The 20,754-nt window shown below is 70.3% G+C and carries 20 protein-coding genes and 2 tRNA genes; 11 read left to right on the forward strand and 11 right to left on the reverse strand.

Annotated elements, in window-relative coordinates:
- Window positions 1-75: 75 nt before the first annotated feature.
- Both AC067A_RS12580 and AC067A_RS12585 read right to left on the reverse strand, forming a co-directional pair.
- Window positions 76-1,425: a serine/threonine-protein kinase gene (locus AC067A_RS12580; protein ID WP_478618345.1), complete on the reverse strand. Its 1,350-nt coding sequence runs from the start codon at window positions 1,423-1,425 to the stop codon at window positions 76-78.
- A 64-nt stretch (window positions 1,426-1,489) separates the two neighbouring features.
- On the reverse strand, window positions 1,490-2,038 hold the full coding sequence (locus AC067A_RS12585; RefSeq protein WP_478618347.1) for a helix-turn-helix domain-containing protein: 549 nt from the start codon (window positions 2,036-2,038) through the stop codon (window positions 1,490-1,492).
- Between the two features lie 129 nt (window positions 2,039-2,167).
- On the opposite strand from AC067A_RS12585, the gene AC067A_RS12590 reads away from it, so the two are divergent.
- Window positions 2,168-2,240 (forward strand) — tRNA-Ala (locus AC067A_RS12590).
- Between the two features lie 267 nt (window positions 2,241-2,507).
- The gene (locus AC067A_RS12595) at window positions 2,508-2,885 is read left to right on the forward strand and encodes a DUF6344 domain-containing protein (protein WP_478618350.1); all 378 of its coding nucleotides are present in this window, start codon (window positions 2,508-2,510) and stop codon (window positions 2,883-2,885) included.
- Between the two features lie 243 nt (window positions 2,886-3,128).
- Here the strand turns inward: AC067A_RS12595 and AC067A_RS12600 are convergent, their stop codons facing one another.
- The gene (locus tag AC067A_RS12600) at window positions 3,129-3,827 is read right to left on the reverse strand and encodes a DUF5324 family protein (protein WP_478618352.1); all 699 of its coding nucleotides are present in this window, start codon (window positions 3,825-3,827) and stop codon (window positions 3,129-3,131) included.
- 195 nt (window positions 3,828-4,022) lie between these two features.
- Here AC067A_RS12600 and AC067A_RS12605 point away from each other — a divergent pair, with 195 nt between their 5' ends.
- Window positions 4,023-4,550 (forward strand): peptidylprolyl isomerase, encoded by a 528-nt coding sequence (locus tag AC067A_RS12605; RefSeq protein ID WP_478618354.1) that lies wholly within the window; start codon window positions 4,023-4,025, stop codon window positions 4,548-4,550.
- Window positions 4,551-4,572: 22 nt separating this feature from the next.
- Window positions 4,573-5,457: a rhomboid family intramembrane serine protease gene (locus tag AC067A_RS12610; RefSeq protein WP_478618357.1), complete on the forward strand. Its 885-nt coding sequence runs from the start codon at window positions 4,573-4,575 to the stop codon at window positions 5,455-5,457.
- A 292-nt stretch (window positions 5,458-5,749) separates the two neighbouring features.
- Here the strand turns inward: AC067A_RS12610 and crgA are convergent, their stop codons facing one another.
- Window positions 5,750-6,001, reverse strand: coding sequence for a cell division protein CrgA (gene crgA / locus AC067A_RS12615; protein ID WP_017240380.1), 252 nt, complete (start codon window positions 5,999-6,001; stop codon window positions 5,750-5,752).
- Window positions 6,002-6,141: 140 nt separating this feature from the next.
- Between crgA and AC067A_RS12620 the strand changes: the two genes are divergently transcribed.
- The 6 genes from AC067A_RS12620 to AC067A_RS12645 all read left to right on the forward strand — a co-directional run bounded on the left by AC067A_RS12620 (window position 6,142) and on the right by AC067A_RS12645 (window position 10,559).
- Entirely contained in the window at window positions 6,142-6,909 is a 768-nt protein-coding gene (locus tag AC067A_RS12620; protein ID WP_478618361.1) for a DUF881 domain-containing protein, read from the forward strand.
- Window positions 6,910-6,932: 23 nt separating this feature from the next.
- Window positions 6,933-7,610, forward strand: coding sequence for a class E sortase (locus tag AC067A_RS12625; RefSeq protein ID WP_478618364.1), 678 nt, complete (start codon window positions 6,933-6,935; stop codon window positions 7,608-7,610).
- 64 nt (window positions 7,611-7,674) lie between these two features.
- Entirely contained in the window at window positions 7,675-7,836 is a 162-nt protein-coding gene (locus AC067A_RS12630; RefSeq protein WP_017240377.1) for a hypothetical protein, read from the forward strand.
- Window positions 7,833-8,471, forward strand: a complete 639-nt coding sequence (locus AC067A_RS12635) for an aminodeoxychorismate/anthranilate synthase component II (protein ID WP_478618368.1) — start codon at window positions 7,833-7,835, stop codon at window positions 8,469-8,471. Before AC067A_RS12630 ends, AC067A_RS12635 begins: the two co-directional genes overlap by 4 nt.
- On the forward strand, window positions 8,468-9,844 hold the full coding sequence (locus AC067A_RS12640) for a class E sortase (protein ID WP_478618371.1): 1,377 nt from the start codon (window positions 8,468-8,470) through the stop codon (window positions 9,842-9,844). Before AC067A_RS12635 ends, AC067A_RS12640 begins: the two co-directional genes overlap by 4 nt.
- 37 nt (window positions 9,845-9,881) lie before the next feature.
- Window positions 9,882-10,559, forward strand: a complete 678-nt coding sequence (locus AC067A_RS12645) for a class E sortase (protein ID WP_478618374.1) — start codon at window positions 9,882-9,884, stop codon at window positions 10,557-10,559.
- Between the two features lie 124 nt (window positions 10,560-10,683).
- Here the strand turns inward: AC067A_RS12645 and pknB are convergent, their stop codons facing one another.
- The 6 genes from pknB to AC067A_RS12675 form a co-directional block, all read right to left on the reverse strand.
- Window positions 10,684-12,693 (reverse strand): Stk1 family PASTA domain-containing Ser/Thr kinase, encoded by a 2,010-nt coding sequence (pknB, locus tag AC067A_RS12650; protein WP_478618377.1) that lies wholly within the window; start codon window positions 12,691-12,693, stop codon window positions 10,684-10,686.
- Window positions 12,694-12,847: 154 nt separating this feature from the next.
- Entirely contained in the window at window positions 12,848-14,314 is a 1,467-nt protein-coding gene (locus AC067A_RS12655) for a peptidoglycan D,D-transpeptidase FtsI family protein (protein ID WP_478618380.1), read from the reverse strand.
- Window positions 14,311-15,735 (reverse strand): FtsW/RodA/SpoVE family cell cycle protein, encoded by a 1,425-nt coding sequence (locus tag AC067A_RS12660; protein ID WP_478618382.1) that lies wholly within the window; start codon window positions 15,733-15,735, stop codon window positions 14,311-14,313. The genes AC067A_RS12655 and AC067A_RS12660 overlap by 4 nt, the downstream gene beginning before the upstream one ends.
- Window positions 15,736-15,761: 26 nt before the next feature.
- Window positions 15,762-17,249 (reverse strand): Stp1/IreP family PP2C-type Ser/Thr phosphatase, encoded by a 1,488-nt coding sequence (locus tag AC067A_RS12665; protein ID WP_478618384.1) that lies wholly within the window; start codon window positions 17,247-17,249, stop codon window positions 15,762-15,764.
- A gap of 156 nt (window positions 17,250-17,405) precedes the next feature.
- Entirely contained in the window at window positions 17,406-17,924 is a 519-nt protein-coding gene (locus tag AC067A_RS12670) for an FHA domain-containing protein FhaB/FipA (RefSeq protein ID WP_017240369.1), read from the reverse strand.
- A 10-nt stretch (window positions 17,925-17,934) separates the two neighbouring features.
- Window positions 17,935-18,795, reverse strand: a complete 861-nt coding sequence (locus tag AC067A_RS12675) for an FhaA domain-containing protein (RefSeq protein ID WP_478618388.1) — start codon at window positions 18,793-18,795, stop codon at window positions 17,935-17,937.
- Between the two features lie 433 nt (window positions 18,796-19,228).
- Between AC067A_RS12675 and AC067A_RS12680 the strand changes: the two genes are divergently transcribed.
- A tRNA-Leu gene (locus tag AC067A_RS12680) sits at window positions 19,229-19,315 on the forward strand.
- 164 nt (window positions 19,316-19,479) lie between these two features.
- Here the strand turns inward: AC067A_RS12680 and AC067A_RS12685 are convergent.
- Window positions 19,480-20,745 carry an ATP-grasp domain-containing protein gene (locus AC067A_RS12685; RefSeq protein ID WP_478618391.1) on the reverse strand — a complete coding sequence of 422 codons (1,266 nt, stop codon included), beginning with the start codon at window positions 20,743-20,745 and terminating at the stop codon, window positions 19,480-19,482.
- Between the last annotated feature and the right edge of the window lie 9 nt (window positions 20,746-20,754).

Below are 20,754 nucleotides of genomic sequence, written 5' to 3' on the forward strand. Positions count from 1 at the left end.
GGGCGGCTCAGGAGTGTCGGGGCGGCTCGGGCCCCGGGGCGGGGTGCGCAGGTCTGGGTGAGGGCGCGGGGCGGCTCAGGTCTGGGTGAGGGCCCAGAAGCCGACGGCGAGGCAGACGAGCGCGAGCAGGAGTACCGGGACCGTCACCTTCGGGGGCGGTCCCGGCCGGCGTACCGGGGCGGACGGCGCGGGTCCGGCCGGCCGGCCGGGAACCTGATCGGGTCGAGCGGTGTATGGATGAGTAGGGGCTTGTCCGTACGGCGCCGCCGACGTGGGGGCCTGGTCGAGGGAGGTGGTCGGATGCCGGACCGGCGGGGGCAGGTGGAAGCTGCCCGTCTCGGAGGCGACCGGCACCTGCTGGGGCTGGAACGCGGGATGTGGCTGTGGCTGGTGATACGGCTGTGCCTGCGGCTGCGCGGACTGCTGCTGAGGCGGTACGGGGCCGGGCACGGGAGTGGGAGGGGGCACGGGGGGAGCGGTCGCGGACGACGGCACCGCGTCGGAGGGGAAGGTCCGGGCGGCGGGGGTTCCCGGTGCGGCGGGGCCCGTCGGGCCCTGGGGCCCGAAGCCGGCGGGCAGCGGGCCCAGTTGGTCGCGGATGTCGATCGGCTGCTCGCCGGGGATCGGTTCGGGCAGCATCTCGACGGCGGCGCTCAGCGCCTTGCGCGCGCCCGTGGCCGTCCGGAACCGGGCCTGCGGGTCCGGCTGGAGCAGTCCGGCCAGCACCTGCCACAGGGGCTCCGGCATGCCTTCCGGGGCGCCCGGGGTGCCGTGCGCGACGAAGTGCTCGACCAGGGCCTGGGAGTCCGGGCTGCGGCCCTGGAGCAGATAGAGCGCGACCAGGCCCACGGCGAAGAGGTCGGCGGTGAAGTCGGGCTCCGCGCCCATGAGTTGCTCGGGCGCGAAATAGCCGGGCGTCCCCACCACGTAGTTGGTCTCGGTGAGCCGGGGTTCGCCCTTCCGCATGGAGATGCCGAAGTCGGAGAGCCGCAGGTGGGGCCGTCCGGCACCCGTGACCTCCAGCAGGATGTTGGCCGGCTTGATGTCCCGGTGGACGACGCCCTCGGCGTGCACCGCGGCCAGCCCCGACAGCAGCTGGTCGAGGAGGGTGCAGACGAGGCGGGGCGGCAGCGGGCCGTAGTCGCCGACGACGTGGACCAGCGAGCCGCCGGCCACCAGGTCCATGGTGAAGAGGACCTTGTCGTCGTCGGCCGCCCAGCTGGCCGGAGCGAGCACGTGCGGGTGGTCGATCCGCAGCGCCTGCTCGCGGACGAAGCGCAGCAGCGTGTGCGCGTCGCTCTGGAGGAGCACCTTGGCCGCCACGTAACGGCGGCGCCGGTGGTCCCAGGACCGCCACACCGCACCCGCCCCACCGCGTCCGATCGGGTCGATCAGCTCGTACCGACCAGCGAAGACCTCACCCATCGCGCTGCGTCCGCTCCCCGTGCGTCGTCTCTCGGTGGTGCGGGCCCGGTCGCCGGGCCCCGCGTCAGTTCTGGTGCGACTCGTAGTGGGCGACCGCGTCCCCGGTGCGCCCGGCGCCGTACACCCGGAGGAACTCTGCCAGTTCCGGATGGGCGGGGGCGAGGGAGTCGGCCGCGTCGATGATGTCGCCGGCGGCTGCCACGGAGCGCAGCAGCGACTGGATCTCGCGGACCACGCGGCGCACGGTCGGAGCGCCCGAACCGGGGGCCGTGGGACCGGTGCCGGTGAGGACGGAACCGCCCTGCGACTTCTTGACCTCGTCCATCCGGTCGGCGGCCTCGGCGGCACTGACGCTGCCGTCGGCGACCTGGACGGCGAGCTCCTGGAGGGCCTGGACACGCTGGACGACCGCAGGGTTGCCGATCTTGGCCCGCTGGCCGCTCATCAGCTGGGACAGCATGGGCGCGGAGAGCCCGAGGACGGCCGCGAGCCTGGCCTGGTTGAGCCCGAGATCGTCGATCAGCCGACGGAAGAGCGCCCCCAACGGCTCCCCGTACCAACTGCGCTGAAGCTCTCTGGCTCTTGCCGTGGCTTCCTGCTGCGCTGTGTCCATCACTTCTCCCCATCCCTGCGGTTCGCCACTGCGAACCTCGGTCAGCATCTTACGGAGAGTGGTCGCCGACCGGGAGTCCCAATCCTTTTGCCGGACATGGGGGGTGACCGGGTACGCTGTCCTCGTTCCGGGGCCTTAGCTCAGTTGGTAGAGCGCTGTCTTTGCATGGCAGATGTCAGGGGTTCGACTCCCCTAGGCTCCACTCGGAAAAGACCTCCTTGACCTGCGGAAACGCGGTCGGGGGGTCTTTTTTTTGCCCTGCTCGCGGGGCCGGTCCGGCGGAGAGTCGGCAGCGATGTCCCGTGCCGGTGGGGCACGTGTTGGCCCGTACGGGTGGTGTTCATCGGAAGAACCGCGCGGTGGTGGCGTCGGTCCGCGGAAATCGGACGTGCCTCCACATCATGAGGAAGGTACGAAAAGCGCGCAATCCGAAATGAACCATCCGAGAACATCACGAAAGTGAGGGGTCATGGCCACCGCCAAGGTCAAGCAGTTCTGGGCCGCCTTCATCTCCGTCCTCTTCGCCCTGCTCGCCTCCGTCGGCCTGACGGGCACCGCCGCCGCCGCTCAGCAGCCCGCGGTGCAGCAGCCCGAGGAGCCGGCCGGTCCCGCCGCCGCGTCCGCGCCCGCCACCACGGCCGAGCGGGCACCCGCCTCCGTACCGGCGCAGCGGACGCACCAGTGGCCGCTCGCCGGCGACCGTTCGCTGCCGCCGACCCTCAAGCAGCGCATCGCCGCCGAGGCCCACGGCTCCTCCCCCTCCGCTCGTCGGCGGTCGTCCTCCACGCCCGTGACCGAAAGCGACCCGGCCGCCCTCACGGACCTCGCCCTCGCCGCGGCGGCGTAAGGCGCGGGGAGACGACACGCGTACTCCCCGCACCCGCACCCGCCCTGTGGGGCGGAACCAGCGGCATCCCGTAGGACTCAGCCGGATCAGCCGTACCTCGTAGGACCCGGCAGGACCAGCCGTACCTCGTAGGACCCGGCAGGACCAGCCGTACCTCGTAGGACCCGGCAGGACCAGCCGTACCTCGTAGGGCTCAGTAGTGCTTCGCAGGATCCAGGCGTCACCCAGCAGGAACCCGGTCGGTCAGCGACGCTTGTCGTCGCGTTCGGCGGCTTCGGCTTCGGCCGCGGCTTCGGCCTCGGTCTGCTTGGCCTCCACCTCCGGGTCGAGGGAACTGACACTGCCGTCGACGGACGTCAGTACGGTCTCCTCCTCCACCTCGGTGGGAGCGGGCGGCTCGACCAGCCAGTCGGGGTTGGCCTGCTTGTCCCACCACTTCCAGACGGCGAACGCGCCGACGGCCAGTACGCCGAGGACGGCGACGCCCTTGACGACACGACCGGCCTTGGCCCGACGCTCGTGCTTCTTCACGATCTTCCGGATTTCCTTCGGCGTCACCTGACCGCGCAGCGCGGCCCAGGCGGCAGTGGAACGCGACCCCGCCTCCCCGAGGACGGGACCGGTCGCGGCGACCGCGCTCTCGACACGCGGAACGGTGTAGTCGGCTGCCTGACGGGCGGCCCAGCGGGTCTTGACCGCCGCGGTGTGCGCGGCCGCGTCGACCCGTGGCGGCACATGCGGTGCGACGTACGAGTCGTACTGCGCTCGGCACAGCCGAGCTGCCTTCGAGACCTTCGGCGCGAGCGCTTCACGCGCCTCGTGAGCGTAGTGCGTGGCCTGGTCCTTGGCCGTGCCGGCGTACGGCGCCACCACTTCCGCGGCGTGCAGGACGCTCTCCTTCGCCGAATCTGTCGCGGCGCGCACGCTCTCCATGCGGGTCACGGGATTCCTCCTCCTCGGTGGCGACGATGTCGGTTTTTCACCTTTCCATCCTTTTCGGAATCATGCCCCTCGGATCGCGGTCCGGCATGCGGGGCGGGCATCCGGGGCATGGCGGCCGGGCGGCCGGGGCATGCGAGGATCGGACTCGCCAGACAGACGTGGCATGACGCGACACGACGTGGACGGAAGGCGACCGTGGCCGAGCAGCAGTACGCGATCCTGAAGACGAACCGGGGCGACATCGAGGTGCGGCTGATGCCGTTCCACGCCCCGAAGACGGTCCGGAACTTCGTCGAACTCGCGACCGGCGGGCGCGAGTGGACGCACCCCGCCACCGGCACGGTCTCCTCGGACCCGCTCTACGACGGCACTGCGTTCCACCGGGTGATCAAGGGCTTCATGATCCAGGGCGGCGACCCGCTCGGGAACGGCACCGGCGGCCCGGGCTACGAGTTCGCGGACGAGATCCACCCGGAGCTCCAGTTCGACCGCCCGTACCTGCTGGCGATGGCCAACGCCGGCCCGGGCACCAACGGCTCGCAGTTCTTCGTCACCGTCGCCCCCGCGACCTGGCTGAACCGCAAGCACACGATCTTCGGCGAGGTCGTGGACAAGGAGAGCCGGAAGGTCGTGGACGCGATCGCGACCGCCGAGACCGACCCGCACACCGAACGTCCCGTCCAGGACGTGGTCGTCGAGTCCGTGGTGATCGAGAAGCGCTGAGGCGGAAGGGACGGCACCTCCCATGGATCCGCGACCTTCCGGCACACCGCATTCCGGCCTGCCGCGCTGCTACCGCCACCCCGAGACCGAGACCGGCGTCCGCTGCACGCGCTGCGACAAGCCGATCTGCCCGGAGTGCATGATCTCCGCCTCCGTGGGCTTCCAGTGCCCCGACTGCGTGCGCAGCGGCTCGGGGACCGGTCACGCCCCCGGCGCCAACCAGCCGAGGACGCTCGCGGGCGGCCGGGTGGCGGAGGACGGCCACTTCGTCACCAAGATCCTGATCGGGATCAACCTCGCGGTCTACCTGGCGGTGCTGGCGGTCGGGGACCGGCTCGTCGCCGAGCTCGATCTCATCGGTTACGCCTTCAGCCCGGTGCTGGGCGAGATCGTCGGCGTCGCGGACGGCGAGTGGTACCGGCTGCTGACCGCCGCCTTCCTCCACCAGGAGGTCTGGCACATCCTCTTCAACGTGATCGGCCTGTGGGTGTTCGGGGGGATCGTCGAACCCGAGCTGGGGCGCGTCCGGTTCGCGGCGCTGTGCCTGCTCTCCGGTCTCTCGGGGTGTGTGCTCGCCTATCTGCTCGCCGAGCCCAACCAGCCCTCGCTCGGCGCCTCCGGCGTCGTCTACGGGCTGATCGGCGCCTGGGTGGTGCTGGCCCGCAGACGCCGTCACGACATGCGGCCGGTGGTCCTCTTCGTGGCCCTGTCCCTGTTGATGACCTTCACCCGTCCGGGGATCTCGTGGGAGGCGCACGTCGGCGGTCTCGTCGCGGGAGCCCTCGTCACGTACGCGATGCTGCACGCGCCCTCGGCACGCCGGCGCCCGGTGCAGTACGCGGCCTGTGGTGCGGTGCTGCTGCTCGACCTGGGGATCGTGCTCGCCCGCTCGGCCGCGCTCACCTGAGCGCACAGGGCTGTGGAAGAGCTCTTCTGTGAGCTTTCCCCAGAGTTATCCACAGCGTGTGGCGAATCTCCCCAGATCTGGGGGAAAGACCGCGCCCCCACCTCTGACCTGGAATTTCTCCAGAGAGGTGAGGGGCGCAGCGCGTTGAGCCGAGGGTGATTCCGGTCATACCGGCGTCAACCTCGTGCGAGTTATCCACAGATCTTCGTAAGTTATCCAGTGCTGTGCACAACACTGTGGATAAGTTCAGGGGAGAGCTTGACGAGCAGCCGGTACGGCCGCTAGATCGCCGCTACTTCCACTGCGTGGAGACGCCGAAGCCGGCCGCGATGAAGCCGAAGCCCACCACGATGTTCCAGTTCCGGATCGACTCGACCGGCAGGGAACCGTCGGTGACGTAGAAGACCACGATCCACACCAGCCCGATGGCGAACAGCGCCAACATCACGGGCGCCACCCAGCTGCGATTCGTCAGCTTGATGTTGGTGGCCTTGGCGGGCGGGGGCGTGAAGTCGGCCTTCTTGCGGATCCGTGACTTCGGCACGAGGGACTCTCCTGTCGATGCGCTGCGTGACCGCGCAGGGAACTGTGGCTGGCGCCGGGATGTGACGAAGGAGGACGACTGCGTCCCCCAGGCGTCCGTTAGCGTAGTGGTTCCGCGGCACCGAAGGGGATCAGGGTACGTTGAGCAATTCCGCCGCCACTCCCGAAGGGCCGGGCAGCACCACGAGGTGGCGCCCCGTCCGGGTGCTCACGCTTGCCGTCTTCGCCCTCGCCGGACTGATCTTCGTCACGAGCTTCAACACCGCCAAGGGCACCAACATCCGCACGGACGCCTCGCTGCTCAGGCTCTCCGACCTGATCGAGGAACGCAGCCACAAGAACGCCGGCCTCGACGAGTCCACCGCCACCCTCCGCTCCGAGGTCGACGCCCTCGCCGCGCGCGACGACGGATCCACCCGCGCGGAGGACGCGAAGCTCGACGCACTCGAAGCGGCGGCGGGAACCACCGCGGTCTCCGGCTCCGGCCTCACCGTCACCCTCAACGACGCCCCGCCGGACGCGCAGGCCGCCCCCGGCTACCCCGAGCCGCAGGCCAACGACCTGGTCATCCACCAGCAGGACCTCCAGGCCGTCGTCAACGCGCTGTGGCAGGGCGGCGCCGAGGGCATCCGCGTGATGGACCAGCGGCTCATCTCCACCAGCGCCGTGCGCTGCGTCGGCAACACCCTGATCCTCCAGGGCCGCGTCTACTCGCCGCCGTACAGGATCACCGCCGTCGGCGACCGCGGGAAGCTGACCAAGGCCCTCGCGGACTCCCCGGCGATCCAGAACTACCAGCTGTACGTGAAGGCGTACGGGCTCGGCTGGAAAGTCGACGAGCACCGGGCGGTGACTCTTCCCGGCTACTCGGGCACAGTGGACCTCCACTACGCGCAGCCGGTGAGCTGACAGCGGGAGAGCGGGAGGGCCGCTTGCGTCTCGTCGTGCGGACCTTCAGCGAGCTGTGCCTCACCGTCGGCACCCTCATCGTCCTCTTCGTCGCCTACGTCCTGTACTGGACCGGCGTCCAGGCCGGCATCGCCGGCGCCGCCCAGATCGACACCCTCCAGCGCGAGTGGGCGGCCACCCCCGTCCCGGCCGCGCCGGGACCCGCACCCGCGCGCGTGCGGCCGCCCTACGTCCCCGGCAAGGGCATCGCGGTCATGTACGTCCCCCGGCTCGGCCGGGACTGGAAGTGGCCCGTCCTCGAAGGCACCGGGACCGGCGTCCTGAAGAAGGGCCTCGGGCACTACGCGGCCACGGGGCGGCTCGGCGAGACCGGGAACTTCGCCGTCGCGGGCCACCGCCGCACCTACGGCGACCCCTTCAAGGACTTCCCCCGGCTGCGCCCCGGGGACGCGGTCGTCCTCACCGACGGGACGACCTGGTTCACGTACCGCGTCGACCGCGGTCCCCACCGGACCGTGCCCGGCGACGTCGCGGTCGTCGACCCCGTCCCCAGGAAATCCCGCTTCGACGGGCCGGGCCGCTACCTCACCCTCACCACCTGCGACCCCGAGTGGGGCAGCAGCCACCGGCTGGTCGTCTGGGCTCATCTCGACGCCACCCGGCCGGTGACCGACGGTCGTCCACAGGCTTTGGACAGCTGACCCTGCACGGCCCCGCCGACCCGTACTCTGGTCCCCGTAACGAACGGAAGGGGCGGTCGACGTCATGTACGGCTGGATCTGGCGGCATCTGCCGGGCAACGCGTGGGTACGGGCGCTGCTCTCGATCGTGCTGGTCCTCGCGGTCGTCTACGTCCTCTTCCAGTACGTGTTCCCCTGGGCGGAGCCGCTGCTTCCGTTCAACGATGTGACGGTGGACGGCCAGTGAGCGCGCGAATTCTCGTCGTCGACAACTACGACAGCTTCGTCTTCAACCTCGTTCAGTACCTCTACCAGCTCGGTGCCGAGTGCGAAGTCCTCCGCAACGACGAGGTCGGGCTGAGCCACGCCCAGGACGGCTTCGACGGCGTCCTGCTCTCGCCCGGCCCGGGCGCCCCGGAACAGGCGGGGGTCTGCATCGACATGGTCCGGCACTGCGCCGCCACCGGTGTGCCCGTCTTCGGCGTCTGCCTCGGCATGCAGTCGATGGCCGTGGCCTACGGCGGTGTCGTCGACCGCGCGCCCGAACTGCTGCACGGCAAGACCTCGCTCGTCACGCACGAGGGCCGGGGCGTCTTCGCCGGTCTGCCGTCGCCGTTCACCGCGACCCGCTACCACTCGCTGGCCGCCGAGCCCGCCGCGCTGCCGGCCGAGCTCGAGGTCACGGCGCGGACCGAGGACGGCATCATCATGGGCCTGCGCCACCGCGAGCTGCCCGTCGAGGGCGTTCAGTTCCACCCCGAGTCGGTCCTCACCGAGCACGGTCACCTGATGCTCGCCAACTGGCTGGAGCAGTGCGGCGACAAGGGGGCGGTCGGCCGGTCGGCGGGGCTCGCGCCGGTGGTGGGCAAGGCCGTCGCGTGACGACGGGCTCGCCGTGGTTCCGTGCGGCGAACACGCCGGAACCCGAGCCGATACCAGCGGACCCGTACGGCCACGGGCAGCCGTCGCCGCACGCGCCCGAGCCGACGCCGTACGCGCAGGAGCCTTTGCCCGCGCAGGAGTCGACGCCGTACGCGCAGGAGCCGCACGCGCCCGCGGCGACGGGATACGAGCCGACGCCGTACCAGGCCGAGTCGACGCCGTACGCCCCGGAGCAGGCGCCCTACCGGCCCGAGCCCTCGTCGTACGAGCCCGGCCCCGCGCCGGTCTCGTACGGGCCCGAGCCGGCGCGGGTCACGTACGAGCCCGCGTCCTACCCGCCCGAGGCCGCCTCCGCGTACGAGCCCGCCTCCGCGTACGAGCCCGCCTACGTCGCCCCGGAGGGGTCCGCGGCGGGCTACGAGTCCCCGCGCGAGGCCGTGGACGAGCCGTACGCCGCCGAGGAGCCCCCGGAGCCCCCGCGGGTCCGGCACGACGAGACGATGCCCCTACGGGCCGTGGAGCCCCTTCCCGGGCCCGGGCGGGCCGAGCGGCGCCGTGCGGCCAAGGGCGGCCGGGGCAGGGGCAGGAGCGCCGCCGCGCCCACCGCCCCCGCGGAAGCCGCCGGCGAGGCCCGGCCCCTCTCCCGCGTCGAGGCCCGCCGCGCGGCGCGCGCCGCCAAGGAGAGCGCCGGCGTCGTCGCCAGCCGGGCCGTCGGAGAACTCTTCATCACCTTCGGCGTCGTCATGCTCCTCTTCGTCACCTACCAGCTGTGGTGGACGAACGTCCTCGCCGGTCAGGAGACCGACCGGGCCAAGGAGCAGATAGAGGACACCTGGGCCCAGGACGACGACGGCGGGAAGAAGGACGACGGCAAGCCGGGCGCCTTCGAACCCGGCGAGGGCTTCGCCATCATGTACATCCCCAAGCTGGACGTCGTCGTCCCCGTCGCCGAGGGCATCAGCAAGGCCAAGGTCCTCGACAAGGGCATGGTCGGCCACTACGGCGAGGGCAAGCTCAAGACGGCCATGCCCTCCGACAAGCAGGGCAACTTCGCCGTCGCCGGCCACCGCAACACCCACGGCGAACCGTTCCGCTACATCAACCAGTTGAAGCCCGGCGACCCGATCGTCGTCGAGACGCGGAACGCCTACTACACGTACGAGATGGCCAGCATCCTGCCGCAGACCTCGCCGTCGAACATCTCGGTCATCGAACCCGTCCCGAAGGGCTCGGGCTTCACCAAGCCCGGCCGGTTCATCACGCTGACCACCTGCACGCCCGAGTTCACCAGCACGTACCGCATGATCGTGTGGGGCAAGCTGGTCGAGGAACGCCCGCGCAGCAAGGGAAAGCCGGAAGCGCTCGTAGGCTGAGACCCCACACCTCCGGACGGGACGACGGGACGACCTAGTGGCACGCGCGCGCAACCGGATCGCCGGGATGATCAGCGTCTTCGGCGAACTCCTCATCACAGCGGGCCTGGTGCTCGGACTCTTCGTCGTCTACTCGCTGTGGTGGACCAACGTCCTCGCCGACCGTGCCGCCGACAAGGACGGCGCCCAGGTCCGCGACCAGTGGGCCGACCAGGGCCCCGGCGCGCTCGACACCAAGGACGGCATCGGCTTCCTCCACGTACCCGCCATGGACAACGGCGAGGTCCTCGTGAAGCGGGGCACCGGCGCCGACGTCCTCAACCACGGCGTCGCCGGCTACTACACCGACCCGATCAAGTCCGCGCTCCCGCAGGACGCGCAGGGCAACTTCACCCTGGCCGCGCACCGGGACGGGCACGGCGCCAAGTTCCACAACATCCACAAGCTGAAGACCGGGGACTCGATCGTCTTCGAGACCAAGGACACCTGGTTCGTCTACAAGGTCTACAAGACGCTGCCCGAGACCACGAAGTTCAACGTCGACGTCCTCCAGCCCGTCCCCAGGGAATCCGGCAAGAACAAGCCCGGCCGCTACATCACGCTGACCACCTGCACCCCCCTGTACACCTCGGACTACCGCTACATCGTCTGGGGCGAACTGGAGCGCGCGGAGAAGGTCGACCGCGACCGGACGCCGCCGGCGGAACTGCGCTAGCGCGGCACGAACGAAAGAGCCCCGGCATCCGTCCTGGATGCCGGGGCTCTCCCGTTGCCGTGAGCGAGGCCCTCAGGCCCTCAGGCCCTCAGGCCCTCAGGCCCTCAGGCCGTCGGGCGTTCGGTCAGCCGAAGAATCCGCCGCCGCGGTTGTCCCCGTTGTCGTTGCCCCCGCCGCCTATCGTGATGACGGTGACCGGGTCGGTGGTGTTGACCATCGACCCCTCCGGCGGGTTGGTGCCGAGGACCATGGCGTCCTCCTTGTCCGAGTTCTGCTGGATGACCGTCAGGCCCAGGGCCTGGAGCTGGTCCCGGACGTCCTTGAACTTCTTGCCGGTCAGACCCGTGGGGATCTGGACCTGGGTCTGCTGCGGGCCCTTGGAGACGCGGAGCTTGACCTCGGAGCCCTCGGCGGCCTTGCTGTTGCCGTCCGGGGTCTGGGAGAGGACCTGGTCCTTGGGCTGGTCGGAGTCGACGTACTCGGTGACCACGACGAACTTGAGGTCCTTGAGCTGCTGCTCGGCCTGGGAGACCTGGTTGCCGACGACCGGCGGCACCGTGACCTGGTTCTTCTTGGCGACGGTGATCGTCACCTCGGAGTTCTTCTCCGCCTTGGTGTTGCTCTGCGGGTTCTGGCTGATGACCGTACCGGGGTCCTCGTCCGACTCCTGCTGCTCGACCTTGACCTTGAAGCCCTTGCTCTCCAGGCTCTCCTTGGCGCGCTCCTCGGACTGCTCGACGACGTCCGGGACCTCCACGAGGGGGGCGCCCTCGGAGACGTACACCTGGATGGTGCCGCCGACGTCCATCTTCTGCACGTTGTCCGAGACCGGGGTCTGCCGGCAGATCAGGCCCTTGGGCTGGTCGCAGCGCTCGGTGCCGGCCTGGCTGACCTTCACCTGGGCGTTGCCCGCCAGACCCGTCGCCGCCTTCACGTCCTGCCCGACCAGCTGGGGCACGGTGACCTGCTGCGTGCCCTCCTGCTTGTCGAAGAGCGAGACGCCGATGAAGATCGCTCCGACGAGCACCAGGATGCCCGCGAGGACCAGCAGGATCGTCGAGGTGTTCGACTTCTTCTGGCCGCCGCGACGGCGGTCAGGACGGTCGTCGTAGCCGTAGCCGTAGCCGTCGTCCTGGTTGATCGGGGGCATCATCGACGTCTGGCCGGCCGGGTCCGCCTGGCGCAGGGCCGTGGTCGGCTGGTCCTCCGGCGGATAGCCGCCGTAGCCCCCGCCGTACGCGGGCGCGCCCGCCATGCCCATCCCCATGCCCATCGCGGCCGCCGCGGCGACCGGCTGGCCGTCGAGGCAGGCCTCGATGTCCGCGCGCATCTCGTCGGCGGACTGGTAGCGGTAGTCGGGGTCCTTGACCAGCGCCTTCAGGACGATGGCGTCCATCTCGGGCGTGATCTCGGCGTCGAAGTTGCTCGGCGGCTGCGGCTCCTCGCGGACGTGCTGGTACGCGACCGCGACCGGGGAGTCACCGATGAAGGGGGGCCGGACCGTGAGGAGCTCGTACAGCAGGCAGCCCGTCGAGTACAGGTCGGAGCGGGCGTCGACCTGCTCGCCCTTGGCCTGCTCGGGGGAGAGGTACTGGGCCGTGCCGATCACCGCGGCGGTCTGCGTCATGGTCATGCCCGCGTCGCCCATGGCGCGCGCGATGCCGAAGTCCATGACCTTGACCTGGCCGGTGCGCGTCAGCATGACGTTCGCCGGCTTGATGTCACGGTGCACGATGCCGGCGCGGTGCGAGTACTCCAGCGCCTGCAGGATGCCGACCGTCATCTCGAGGGTGCGCTCGGGCAGCAGCTTGCGACCGGAGTGCAGCAGCTCACGCAGGGTCGACCCGTCGACGTACTCCATCACGATGTACGGGATGGAGACCCCGTCGACGTAGTCCTCGCCGGTGTCGTACACCGCGACGATCGCCGGGTGGTTCAGCGAGGCGGCGGACTGTGCCTCACGGCGGAACCGGGCTTGGAAGGACGGGTCGCGGGCCAGGTCGGCCCGCAGCGTCTTCACGGCGACGGTGCGGCCGAGCCGGCTGTCCTGGGCGAGGTACACCTCGGCCATGCCACCACGGCCGAGCACCGAGCCCAGCTCGTACCGGCCGCCGAGGCGACGCGGCTCTTCCATAGCTAATCCAGCCCTCTCCGTCTGTCCCGACCGCACCCATGGGTGGTCCGGCGGTGTGTGCTGTTCGCGGATACGGTACCGGCCCCGGGAATGCGTTCCGCCCGGGGCCGCCAGCTGATACCCGACCGGTACCTGGCCCGTACCGGGTCGGCGATCAGCCCCTGCTCTTCAGGACCGCCTTCATGACGGCCTTCGCGATCGGGGCCGCCAGACCGCCACCGCTGATGTCCTCGCGGTCGGTGCCCGCGGAGTCCTCGACGATCACGGCGACCGCGACGGGGGAGCCCTCGGAGGTCTTCGCGTACGAGATGAACCACGCGTACGGACGCTTGGCGTTCTTCTCGCCGTGCTGGGCCGTGCCCGTCTTGCCGCCGACCTTCACGCCGTCCATGTTCAGGTCGGCCTTGCCGCCGGTGCCGTTGGAGACGACGTTCTCCATCATCTCCTGGAGGAGCTGGGCGTTCTTCTGCGAGACCGGCCGGCTCATCTCCTCCGGCTCGTTCTTCTTGATCAGGTCGACGTTCGGGGCGCGCAGCTCGTCGATCATGTACGGCTTCATCAGCTTGCCGTCGTTGGCGATCGCCGCCGTGACCATCGCCATCTGGAGCGGGGTGGTCGCGGTGTTGAACTGGCCGATGGACGAGAGCGCGTTGCCGCCGCGGTCGGCCTGCTTGTCGTAGACCGAGGCGGAGGAGCGGACCGGGGTGAACTGCTCGGCGTTGAAGCCGAACTTCTCGGCCATCTCGACCATCTTGTCGCGGCCGATGTCGTCACCGAGCTTCGCGAACACCGAGTTGCAGGAGATCTCCAGCGCCCGGTTGAGGCTGGCCTTCGCGCAGCCCTGGGCGTGGTTGACCATCTCCTTGGTGGAGAGGGGGATCTTCCAGCCGTCGGGGGTGTCGGTCGGCGCGTTGATGTCGGTGACCGCGCCGTTCTCCAGCGCCGCGGCGGCGGTCACGACCTTGAAGACGGAGCCGGGCGGGTAGATCTCACGGATCGCGCGGTTCAGCTTCGGCTTGTTCTTGTCCTTCTCCAGCGCGACCCAGGCCTTCTCGTCCTTGCCGGAGTAGCCGGCGAAGGTCGAGGGGTCGTACGACGGGGTGGACGCCATCGCCAGGATCTTGCCGGTCTTCGGCTCGATCGCCACGACGGCACCCGTCTTGCTGCCCAGTCCCTCGAAGGCGGCCTTCTGCGCGGCGCCGTTGAGGGTGGTGACGACGTCGCCGCCCTTCTTCTTCTCGCCGGTGAACATGGCGAGCGTGCGGTCGAAGAACAGCCGGTCGTCGTTGCCGGTGAGGATGCCGTCCTCGATCTTCTCGATCTGGTTGGCGTCGTAGGCCTGCGAGGCGTAGCCCGTGACCGGGGCCCACATGGGGCCGTCGATGTAGGTGCGCTTGAACTTGTAGTACGGGTCCTTGGAGTCCACGGAGCCGGTGATCGGCTTGCCGTCCACGATGATGTTGCCGCGGGCGTTGGCGTACCGCTCGATCTGGACGCGCTTGTTCGTCGGGTGGGTGTTCAGCTCGTCGGCGCGGACGAACTGGAGCCAGTTGTCCCGCAGGAGCAGGGCGAGGACGAGCAGGCCGCAGAAGATCGCGACCCGCCGCAGCGGCTTGTTCACGGACGGACCACCTGGGTCATCTCGGCGTCGGGGGACGGGGCGGGCGCGGGCGCGGGGCGCCGGGCGGTGTCGCTGATCCGGATCAGGATGCCGATCAGGGCCCAGTTGGCGATCACCGATGATCCGCCGTACGCGAGGAACGGCATGGTCATACCGGTGAGCGGGATGAGGCCCATCACGCCGCCGGCGACGACGAAGATCTGGAGCGCGAAGGCGCCGGAGAGGCCCATCGCGAGCAGCTTGCCGAAGGGGTCGCGGGCGGCGAGCGCGGTGCGGACACCCCGCTCGATGATCAGCCCGTAGATGAGCAGGAAGACCATCACACCGGCGAGACCCAGTTCCTCGCCGACGGTGGCGAAGATGAAGTCGGAGTTGGCCGCGAAGCCGATCAGGTCCGAGTTGCCCTGGCCGAGGCCGGTGCCGAGGATGCCGCCGGAGCCGAAGGACATCATGACCTGGCTCATCTGCTGGCAGGCGGCGATGCCCTCCTTGGCGCAGCCGAACGGATCGGCCCAGGCGTCCACACGGTCCTGCACGTGGCCGGCGAAGGAGGCCACGCCGACCGCGCCCGCGACCGACATGAGGAGACCCATGACGATCCAGCTGGTCCGCTCGGTCGCCACGTACAGCATGATCACGAACATGCCGAAGAACAGCAGCGAGGTGCCGAGGTCGTTCTCGAAGACCAGGATGAGGAGGCTGACCGCCCAGATCGTCAGGATCGGGCCGAGGTCGCGGCCGCGCGGCAGGTAGAGCCCCATGAAGCGGCGGCTGGCAAGAGCGAGGGCGTCGCGCTTCACCATCAGGTAGCCGGAGAAGAAGATCGCGAGCACGATCTTCGCGAACTCACCCGGCTGGATGGAGAACCCGGCGACGTTGATCCAGATCTTGGCGCCGTAGACGGCCGAGCCGAGGCCCGGCACCAACGGCAACAGCAGGAGCACGAGCGCCGCCACCATGGAGATGTACGTGTAGCGCTGGAGGACCCGGTGGTCCTTCAGGAACAGCAGCATGCCGACGAACATGGCGATGCCGATGGCCGAGTACATCATCTGCTTCGGTGCGTCCGGGCTGAAGCTGTCGTACAGCCGCATCGAGGTCGCGATCAGCCGCGGCGACTGGTCGAGCCGCCAGATCAGCACCAGGCCCATGCCGTTGAGCAGGGTGGCGAGGGGGAGCAGCAGAGGGTCCGCGTACGGGGCCCACTTGCGCACCACGAGGTGGGCGACGCCCGCCAGGAGCGCGAGGCCGAGGCCGTAGCCGAGCATGCCGGACGGGACCTTGCCGTCGATGGCCAGGCCCACGTTGAGGTAGGCGAACACCGGGATGACGACGGCGAAACCCAGCAGGGCCAGCTCGGTGTTGCGGCGGCTCGGCGCCTCGATCGCGCCGATGGTGGTCGTGTTGGTGACAACGCTCATGGTGGTGAAAGGCCCCCTACGGGTGCTTACTGCTTGCCGCAGTTCGAGGCCAGCTTCTGCTCCTCCGCGGTGAGGGTGGGACCCGGGGAGGGAGCGGCTGTGGTGGGCTTGGAGTCGGGGGTGGCGGTGTCGCCGGGCTTGGTGGCCGGCGGCTTGGTCGCGGCGGCCTTCTCGGCGGCCTCGCGCTGCTGCTCGGTCTTCTTGCACGCCGTGGCCTGCAGGGCGAGTTCGGAGATCTTCGTCTCGGCCTTGCCGAGGCTGCCGCCCGCGATCGTGTCCTCGACCTGCTTCCGCTGGTAGGCGGGGAGGTACTTGAGTTCGATCTCGGGGTGGTCCTTCTCGACCTTCGAGAGCGAGATCCACGCCAGGTCCTGGCTGATGCCCTGGTACAGCGCGACGTGCTGGTCCTTGGCACCCACGTAGTACTGCGTCTGCGTCCAGCGCCAGCCGCCGTAGAGCCCGCCGCCGGCGACGGCGAGGATCAGGACGAGGAAGAAGGAGCGCTTGAGCCACTTGCGGCCGGTGCGCGGCTTCTCGAAGTCGGCGTCCGCGTACGACTCGAAGGAGCCCTGCGGCGGCATGCCGCCGTACCCGTGGTCGTCGCCGCTGCCGGGCGGCCCGAAGCCGCCGGCGGGCGGCTGCTGGTGCGGCGCGGTGCGGCCGAGGCCGGAGGCCCGGCCGGCCGGGGTCTGCATGGCGCCGCCGTCGTTCGGCTGGGCGGCCTGGTTCTCGGCGACCGCGCCCACGATGACCGGGGTGTCGCTGAGGTGACCGGCGAGGGTGTCGCCGCCGTCGACGTCGAGGACGTCGGCGACGATCACCGTGATGTTGTCGGGGCCGCCGCCGCGCAGCGCGAGCTGGATCAGCTCCTGCACGGTCTCCTGCGGGCCCTGGTAGCTGGCGAGGGTGTCCTCGAGGGTCTGGTGCGAGACCACGCCGGACAGCCCGTCGGAGCAGATCAGGTAGCGGTCGCCGGCCCGGACCTCGCGGATGGAGAGGTCGGGTTCGACGTGGTCGCCACTGCCGAGCGCGCGCATGAGGAGCGAGCGCTGCGGGTGGGTGGTGGCCTCTTCCTCGGTGATCCGGCCCTCGTCGACGAGGCGCTGGACCCAGGTGTGGTCCTGGGTGATCTGGGTCAGGACGCCGTCGCGGAGCAGGTAGGCGCGCGAGTCGCCGACGTGCACGAGGCCGAGCCGCTGGCCCGTCCACAGCAGGGCGGTGAGCGTGGTGCCCATGCCCTCCAGCTGCGGGTCCTCCTCGACCATCATCCGGAGCTGGTCGTTGGCGCGCTGCACCGCCGTACCGAGCGAGGTGAGGATGTCGGAGCCGGGGACGTCGTCGTCGAGGGTGACGAGGGTGGAGATCACCTCGGAGGAGGCGACCTCGCCGGCCGCCTGGCCGCCCATGCCGTCGGCGATGGCGAGCAGTCGGGGCCCGGCGTAGCCCGAGTCCTCGTTGCCCTCGCGGATCATGCCCTTGTGCGAGCCCGCGGCGAATCGCAGGGACAGAGTCATGCGCACCTGCCCTGTCGACGCTGCATCGGGGTACGGCCGGTCTCGACCCACACTGCCCACCCTCCGGTCGCTCCGGTCGCTTCAGTCGCTCCGGTCGGGAGCGCGGAACGGCCTGTGGCGGTCCCGGCTCGCTCGCTCCGCTCGCTCATTCTCGTACTACTTCCGCAGCTCGATGACGGTCTTGCCGATGCGGATCGGCGCGCCCAGCGGAATCGGTGTGGCGGTGGTGAGGCGGGTCCGGTCGAGGTAGGTGCCGTTCGTGGACCCGAGATCCTCGACGATCCACTGGCCGTCCCGGTCCGGGTAGATCCTGGCGTGGCGGCTGGAGGCGTAGTCGTCGTCGAGGACGATCGTCGAGTCGTGCGCCCGGCCCAGCGTGATCGTCTGGCCCTGGAGGGCGACGGTCGTGCCGGTGAGGGTGCCCTCGGAGACGACCAGCTTGGTCGGGGCGCCGCGGCGCTGGCGGCCCCCGGTGCTCTGCTGGCCGCGCTGCTGCGGAGGCGCGGCGGCCTGGCGCGCGGCCTGCTGCGGCCGTGCCTCCTGGCGCCGCGAACCGCGCTGGGTGACCCGCGTACCGAACAGGTCGCTGCGGATGACCTGTACGGCCACGATGACGAACAGCCACAGAACGGCCAGGAAACCCAACCGCATGACCGTCAGGGTCAGCTCTGACATTGCCCCCGCTTCACCCTTCGGCTTGCCGGTAAACGATGGTGGTGCTGCCCACGACGATCCGCGAGCCGTCGCGGAGCGTAGCGCGGGTGGTGTGCTGCCCGTCCACCACGATGCCGTTGGTGGATCCGAGATCCTGGATCGTCGAGGGCGTTCCGGTCCGGATCTCGCAGTGCCGACGGGAGACGCCGGGATCGTCGATCCTCACGTCCGCGTCGGTGCTGCGGCCGAGGACCAGGGTCGGGCGGGAGATCTGGTGGCGGTTGCCGTTGATCTCGATCCAGCGGCGCGTCCCGCTGCCCGCGCCGGTGCCGGGCACGGCGACGGGACCGCCGGGCCGGGCGCCGCCGGGTGCCGTCGGCCGGTGGCCGACGGGAGCGCCGGGAGGCGGGGACGCGGGCATGGGCGGGGCGCCGGCCGGGGGGTATCCGTAACCGCCGCGGCCCTGTCCCTGGCCCTGCTGCTGGTGGCCGGGGGCGGGCGGCTGCTGCTGTGACGTACTCGACGCCAGCGTGCGGCTGCGGACGCGGTACAGGCCGGTGTCGAGGTCCTCGGCCTTCTCCAGGTGGACCTTGATCGGTCCCATGAAGGTGTACCGCTGCTGCTTGGCGTAGTCCCTGACCAGGCCGGCGAGCTCGTCGCCGAGCTGGCCCGAGTAGGGGCTGAGACGCTCGTAGTCCGGCGTGCTCAGCTCCACGATGAAGTCGTTGGGGACGACGGTCCGCTCGCGGTTCCAGATCTGCGCGTTGTTGTCGCACTCGCGCTGGAGCGCGCCGGCGATCTCGACGGGCTGGACCTCGGACTTGAAGACCTTGGCGAAGGTGCCGTTGACCAAGCCTTCGAGGCGCTGCTCGAATCGCTTCAGGACTCCCATGGGGCACCTCCTCCGTCGTTGTCGTCCTGGTACTGCTTACTGATCGTATCCACGCGTCGGGAAATCGGCTGGTTCCCCTTCTCTGCCCTGTGGACGAGTGTCACCTCTCACAGGCTTCCCCCACGGATCGTAGAGGCGGCCTGTGGACAGTGTCCCGCACCCGGCTGTGGAACCGGGGCGCGGTCCGGAGGTCCGTGCGGGACGACGGTGCGGTCCATCCCCTTCGTCCCTCCTCCTCCACGCTTCTCCCCCTTGCTCCTCAGGGGCTTCTCGCTCCCTCTTCCCCTGCTTCCCCTCCCTCCACCCCCCTCACCTTGTTCTGCACGAGTGGGGCCGAAACAACGGATGTGAATCCACGGTCTCCGACGTGCTAATCTTCAGATGTCGCCAGGCGCTCACACCGAAAGGTGAGAGGGTCCGGAGCACACCCAATGCGCGGGTGGCGGAATAGGCAGACGCGCTGGATTCAGGTTCCAGTGCCCGAAAGGGCGTGGGGGTTCAACTCCCCCCTCGCGCACCAGTCGAGACGGTCGGCATCGTTCACACGATGCCGACCGTCTTGCTTTTCCCCCACGGCCCCGTGCGCCGTACGGATCGCGGAATGTGACGTACGACGCTTCCGCCCCCCGAGGGCCGCGGGCCGGGCTCGTGGCCCTCGGGGTCCGTGCGGAGGCGCGGCAACTGTCAGACGGCCTCGGTGTCCACGTCCAGTTCGATCAGCCCCGCCGCGGCGAGGGCGTTGCGGTAGGAGTCCTCCCGGGTCTCGCCCACGGCCTGGACGTAGCCGACCCGCTGGCTGTTGCTGTGCACGTCGGCGCTGACGGCCTCGCCCGGTTCCACGTACATGCCGACGGAACGGCAGCCGGGCGCCGCCGCGGCGGCGTCCAGGCCCGAGACGCCGCGGAGGAGGCCCGTGACGGGCGAGGTGATGCGCAGCTCGGTCACCGCGCCCCGCGGGGTCAGCGCGGGCACGGCGGCGCCCGTCAGCTTCGCCACGGTGACCTCGGCGGGGCGGAGGCCGGACACGTACCCGATGGCCTGCTGCACGCCGGCGCCGACGAGGCGCGCGTTCATCTCCAGCAGGCGGGGCCCGTCCTCGGTGAGCACGAACTCGAGGTGGAAGGGGCCGAAGTCGTAGTCCAGCGCCCGGAGCGCGTCCCGTACGAAGTCCTCGGCGCCCGCGCAGGGCGGCTCGGCCGCGAAGCGCAGGGCGAGCTCCACGAAGTACGGCGGTTCGGTCATGACGCGGTCCGAGTAGCCGAACACGGTCAGCTCGTCCGCGTCGACGAAACCCTCCGCGCTGAACACCGGCCCGTCGAGCACCTCCTCGAACAGCAGGGTCCGCTTGGGACGGACACCGCGGCCGTACGCCCGGCCCATGTGGCTGCGGGCGATCGCGGCCACCTCCTCGTCGCTCCCCACCAGGGCGACGTCCCAGCTCGACGCCCCGTCCACCGGCTTGACGACGCACGGGTAGCCGATCGGGGAGGACGGGTGCTCCGCGTCCGCGGGCTGGGTGGCCCAGCGCACGTCCTCCACGCCCGCGCGTGCCATGGCGGCCCGGGCGGCGGACTTGTCGCGGCGGATGGCGGCTCCGTCCGGCGCCGGACCCGGCAGCCCGTACTGGCGCGACACGCTCGCCGCCACGCCGACGAAACTGTCCACCGAGCTGTGGACGGCGGCGATCTCGCCGCTCAGGGCGACGAGCATGTGTCCCACGTGCTCCGGGCTGCTGGTGTCCGTGATCAGCCAGGCGTCCACGAGGTCGTCGAAGGCCGAGCCGTAGAACGAGCGGTCGGCCGCGACCACGGCGGTGCGGTGGCCCCGCGCCCGCGCGGCGGCGAGGAACTGCTGGCTGGGCGCCGTCAGCCGGTCGCCGGCCGACATGAGCTCACGGGCGCCGCCGGGAAGGGTGTGCAGCTCGACCGAGACGAGCCATGAGTTTCCCACGAGAGGGTC

The sequence above is a fragment of the Streptomyces sp. NPDC043176 genome, from assembly GCF_056436715.1.

Excerpts from the sequence above, each read along its gene's own strand:
- AC067A_RS12610 (WP_478618357.1), top strand. The coding sequence starts at position 4,573 with ATGGATCCGCGACCTTCCGGCACACCGCATTCCGGCCTGCCGCGCTGC.
- AC067A_RS12675 (WP_478618388.1), bottom strand. The coding sequence starts at position 18,795 with ATGGGAGTCCTGAAGCGATTCGAGCAGCGCCTCGAAGGCTTGGTCAAC.
- AC067A_RS12585 (WP_478618347.1), bottom strand. The coding sequence starts at position 2,038 with ATGGACACAGCGCAGCAGGAAGCCACGGCAAGAGCCAGAGAGCTTCAG.
- AC067A_RS12630 (WP_017240377.1), top strand. The coding sequence starts at position 7,675 with ATGTACGGCTGGATCTGGCGGCATCTGCCGGGCAACGCGTGGGTACGG.
- pknB (WP_478618377.1), bottom strand. The coding sequence starts at position 12,693 with ATGGAAGAGCCGCGTCGCCTCGGCGGCCGGTACGAGCTGGGCTCGGTG.
- AC067A_RS12660 (WP_478618382.1), bottom strand. The coding sequence starts at position 15,735 with ATGAGCGTTGTCACCAACACGACCACCATCGGCGCGATCGAGGCGCCG.
- AC067A_RS12595 (WP_478618350.1), top strand. The coding sequence starts at position 2,508 with ATGGCCACCGCCAAGGTCAAGCAGTTCTGGGCCGCCTTCATCTCCGTC.
- AC067A_RS12665 (WP_478618384.1), bottom strand. The coding sequence starts at position 17,249 with ATGACTCTGTCCCTGCGATTCGCCGCGGGCTCGCACAAGGGCATGATC.
- AC067A_RS12580 (WP_478618345.1), bottom strand. The coding sequence starts at position 1,425 with ATGGGTGAGGTCTTCGCTGGTCGGTACGAGCTGATCGACCCGATCGGA.
- AC067A_RS12670 (WP_017240369.1), bottom strand. The coding sequence starts at position 17,924 with ATGTCAGAGCTGACCCTGACGGTCATGCGGTTGGGTTTCCTGGCCGTT.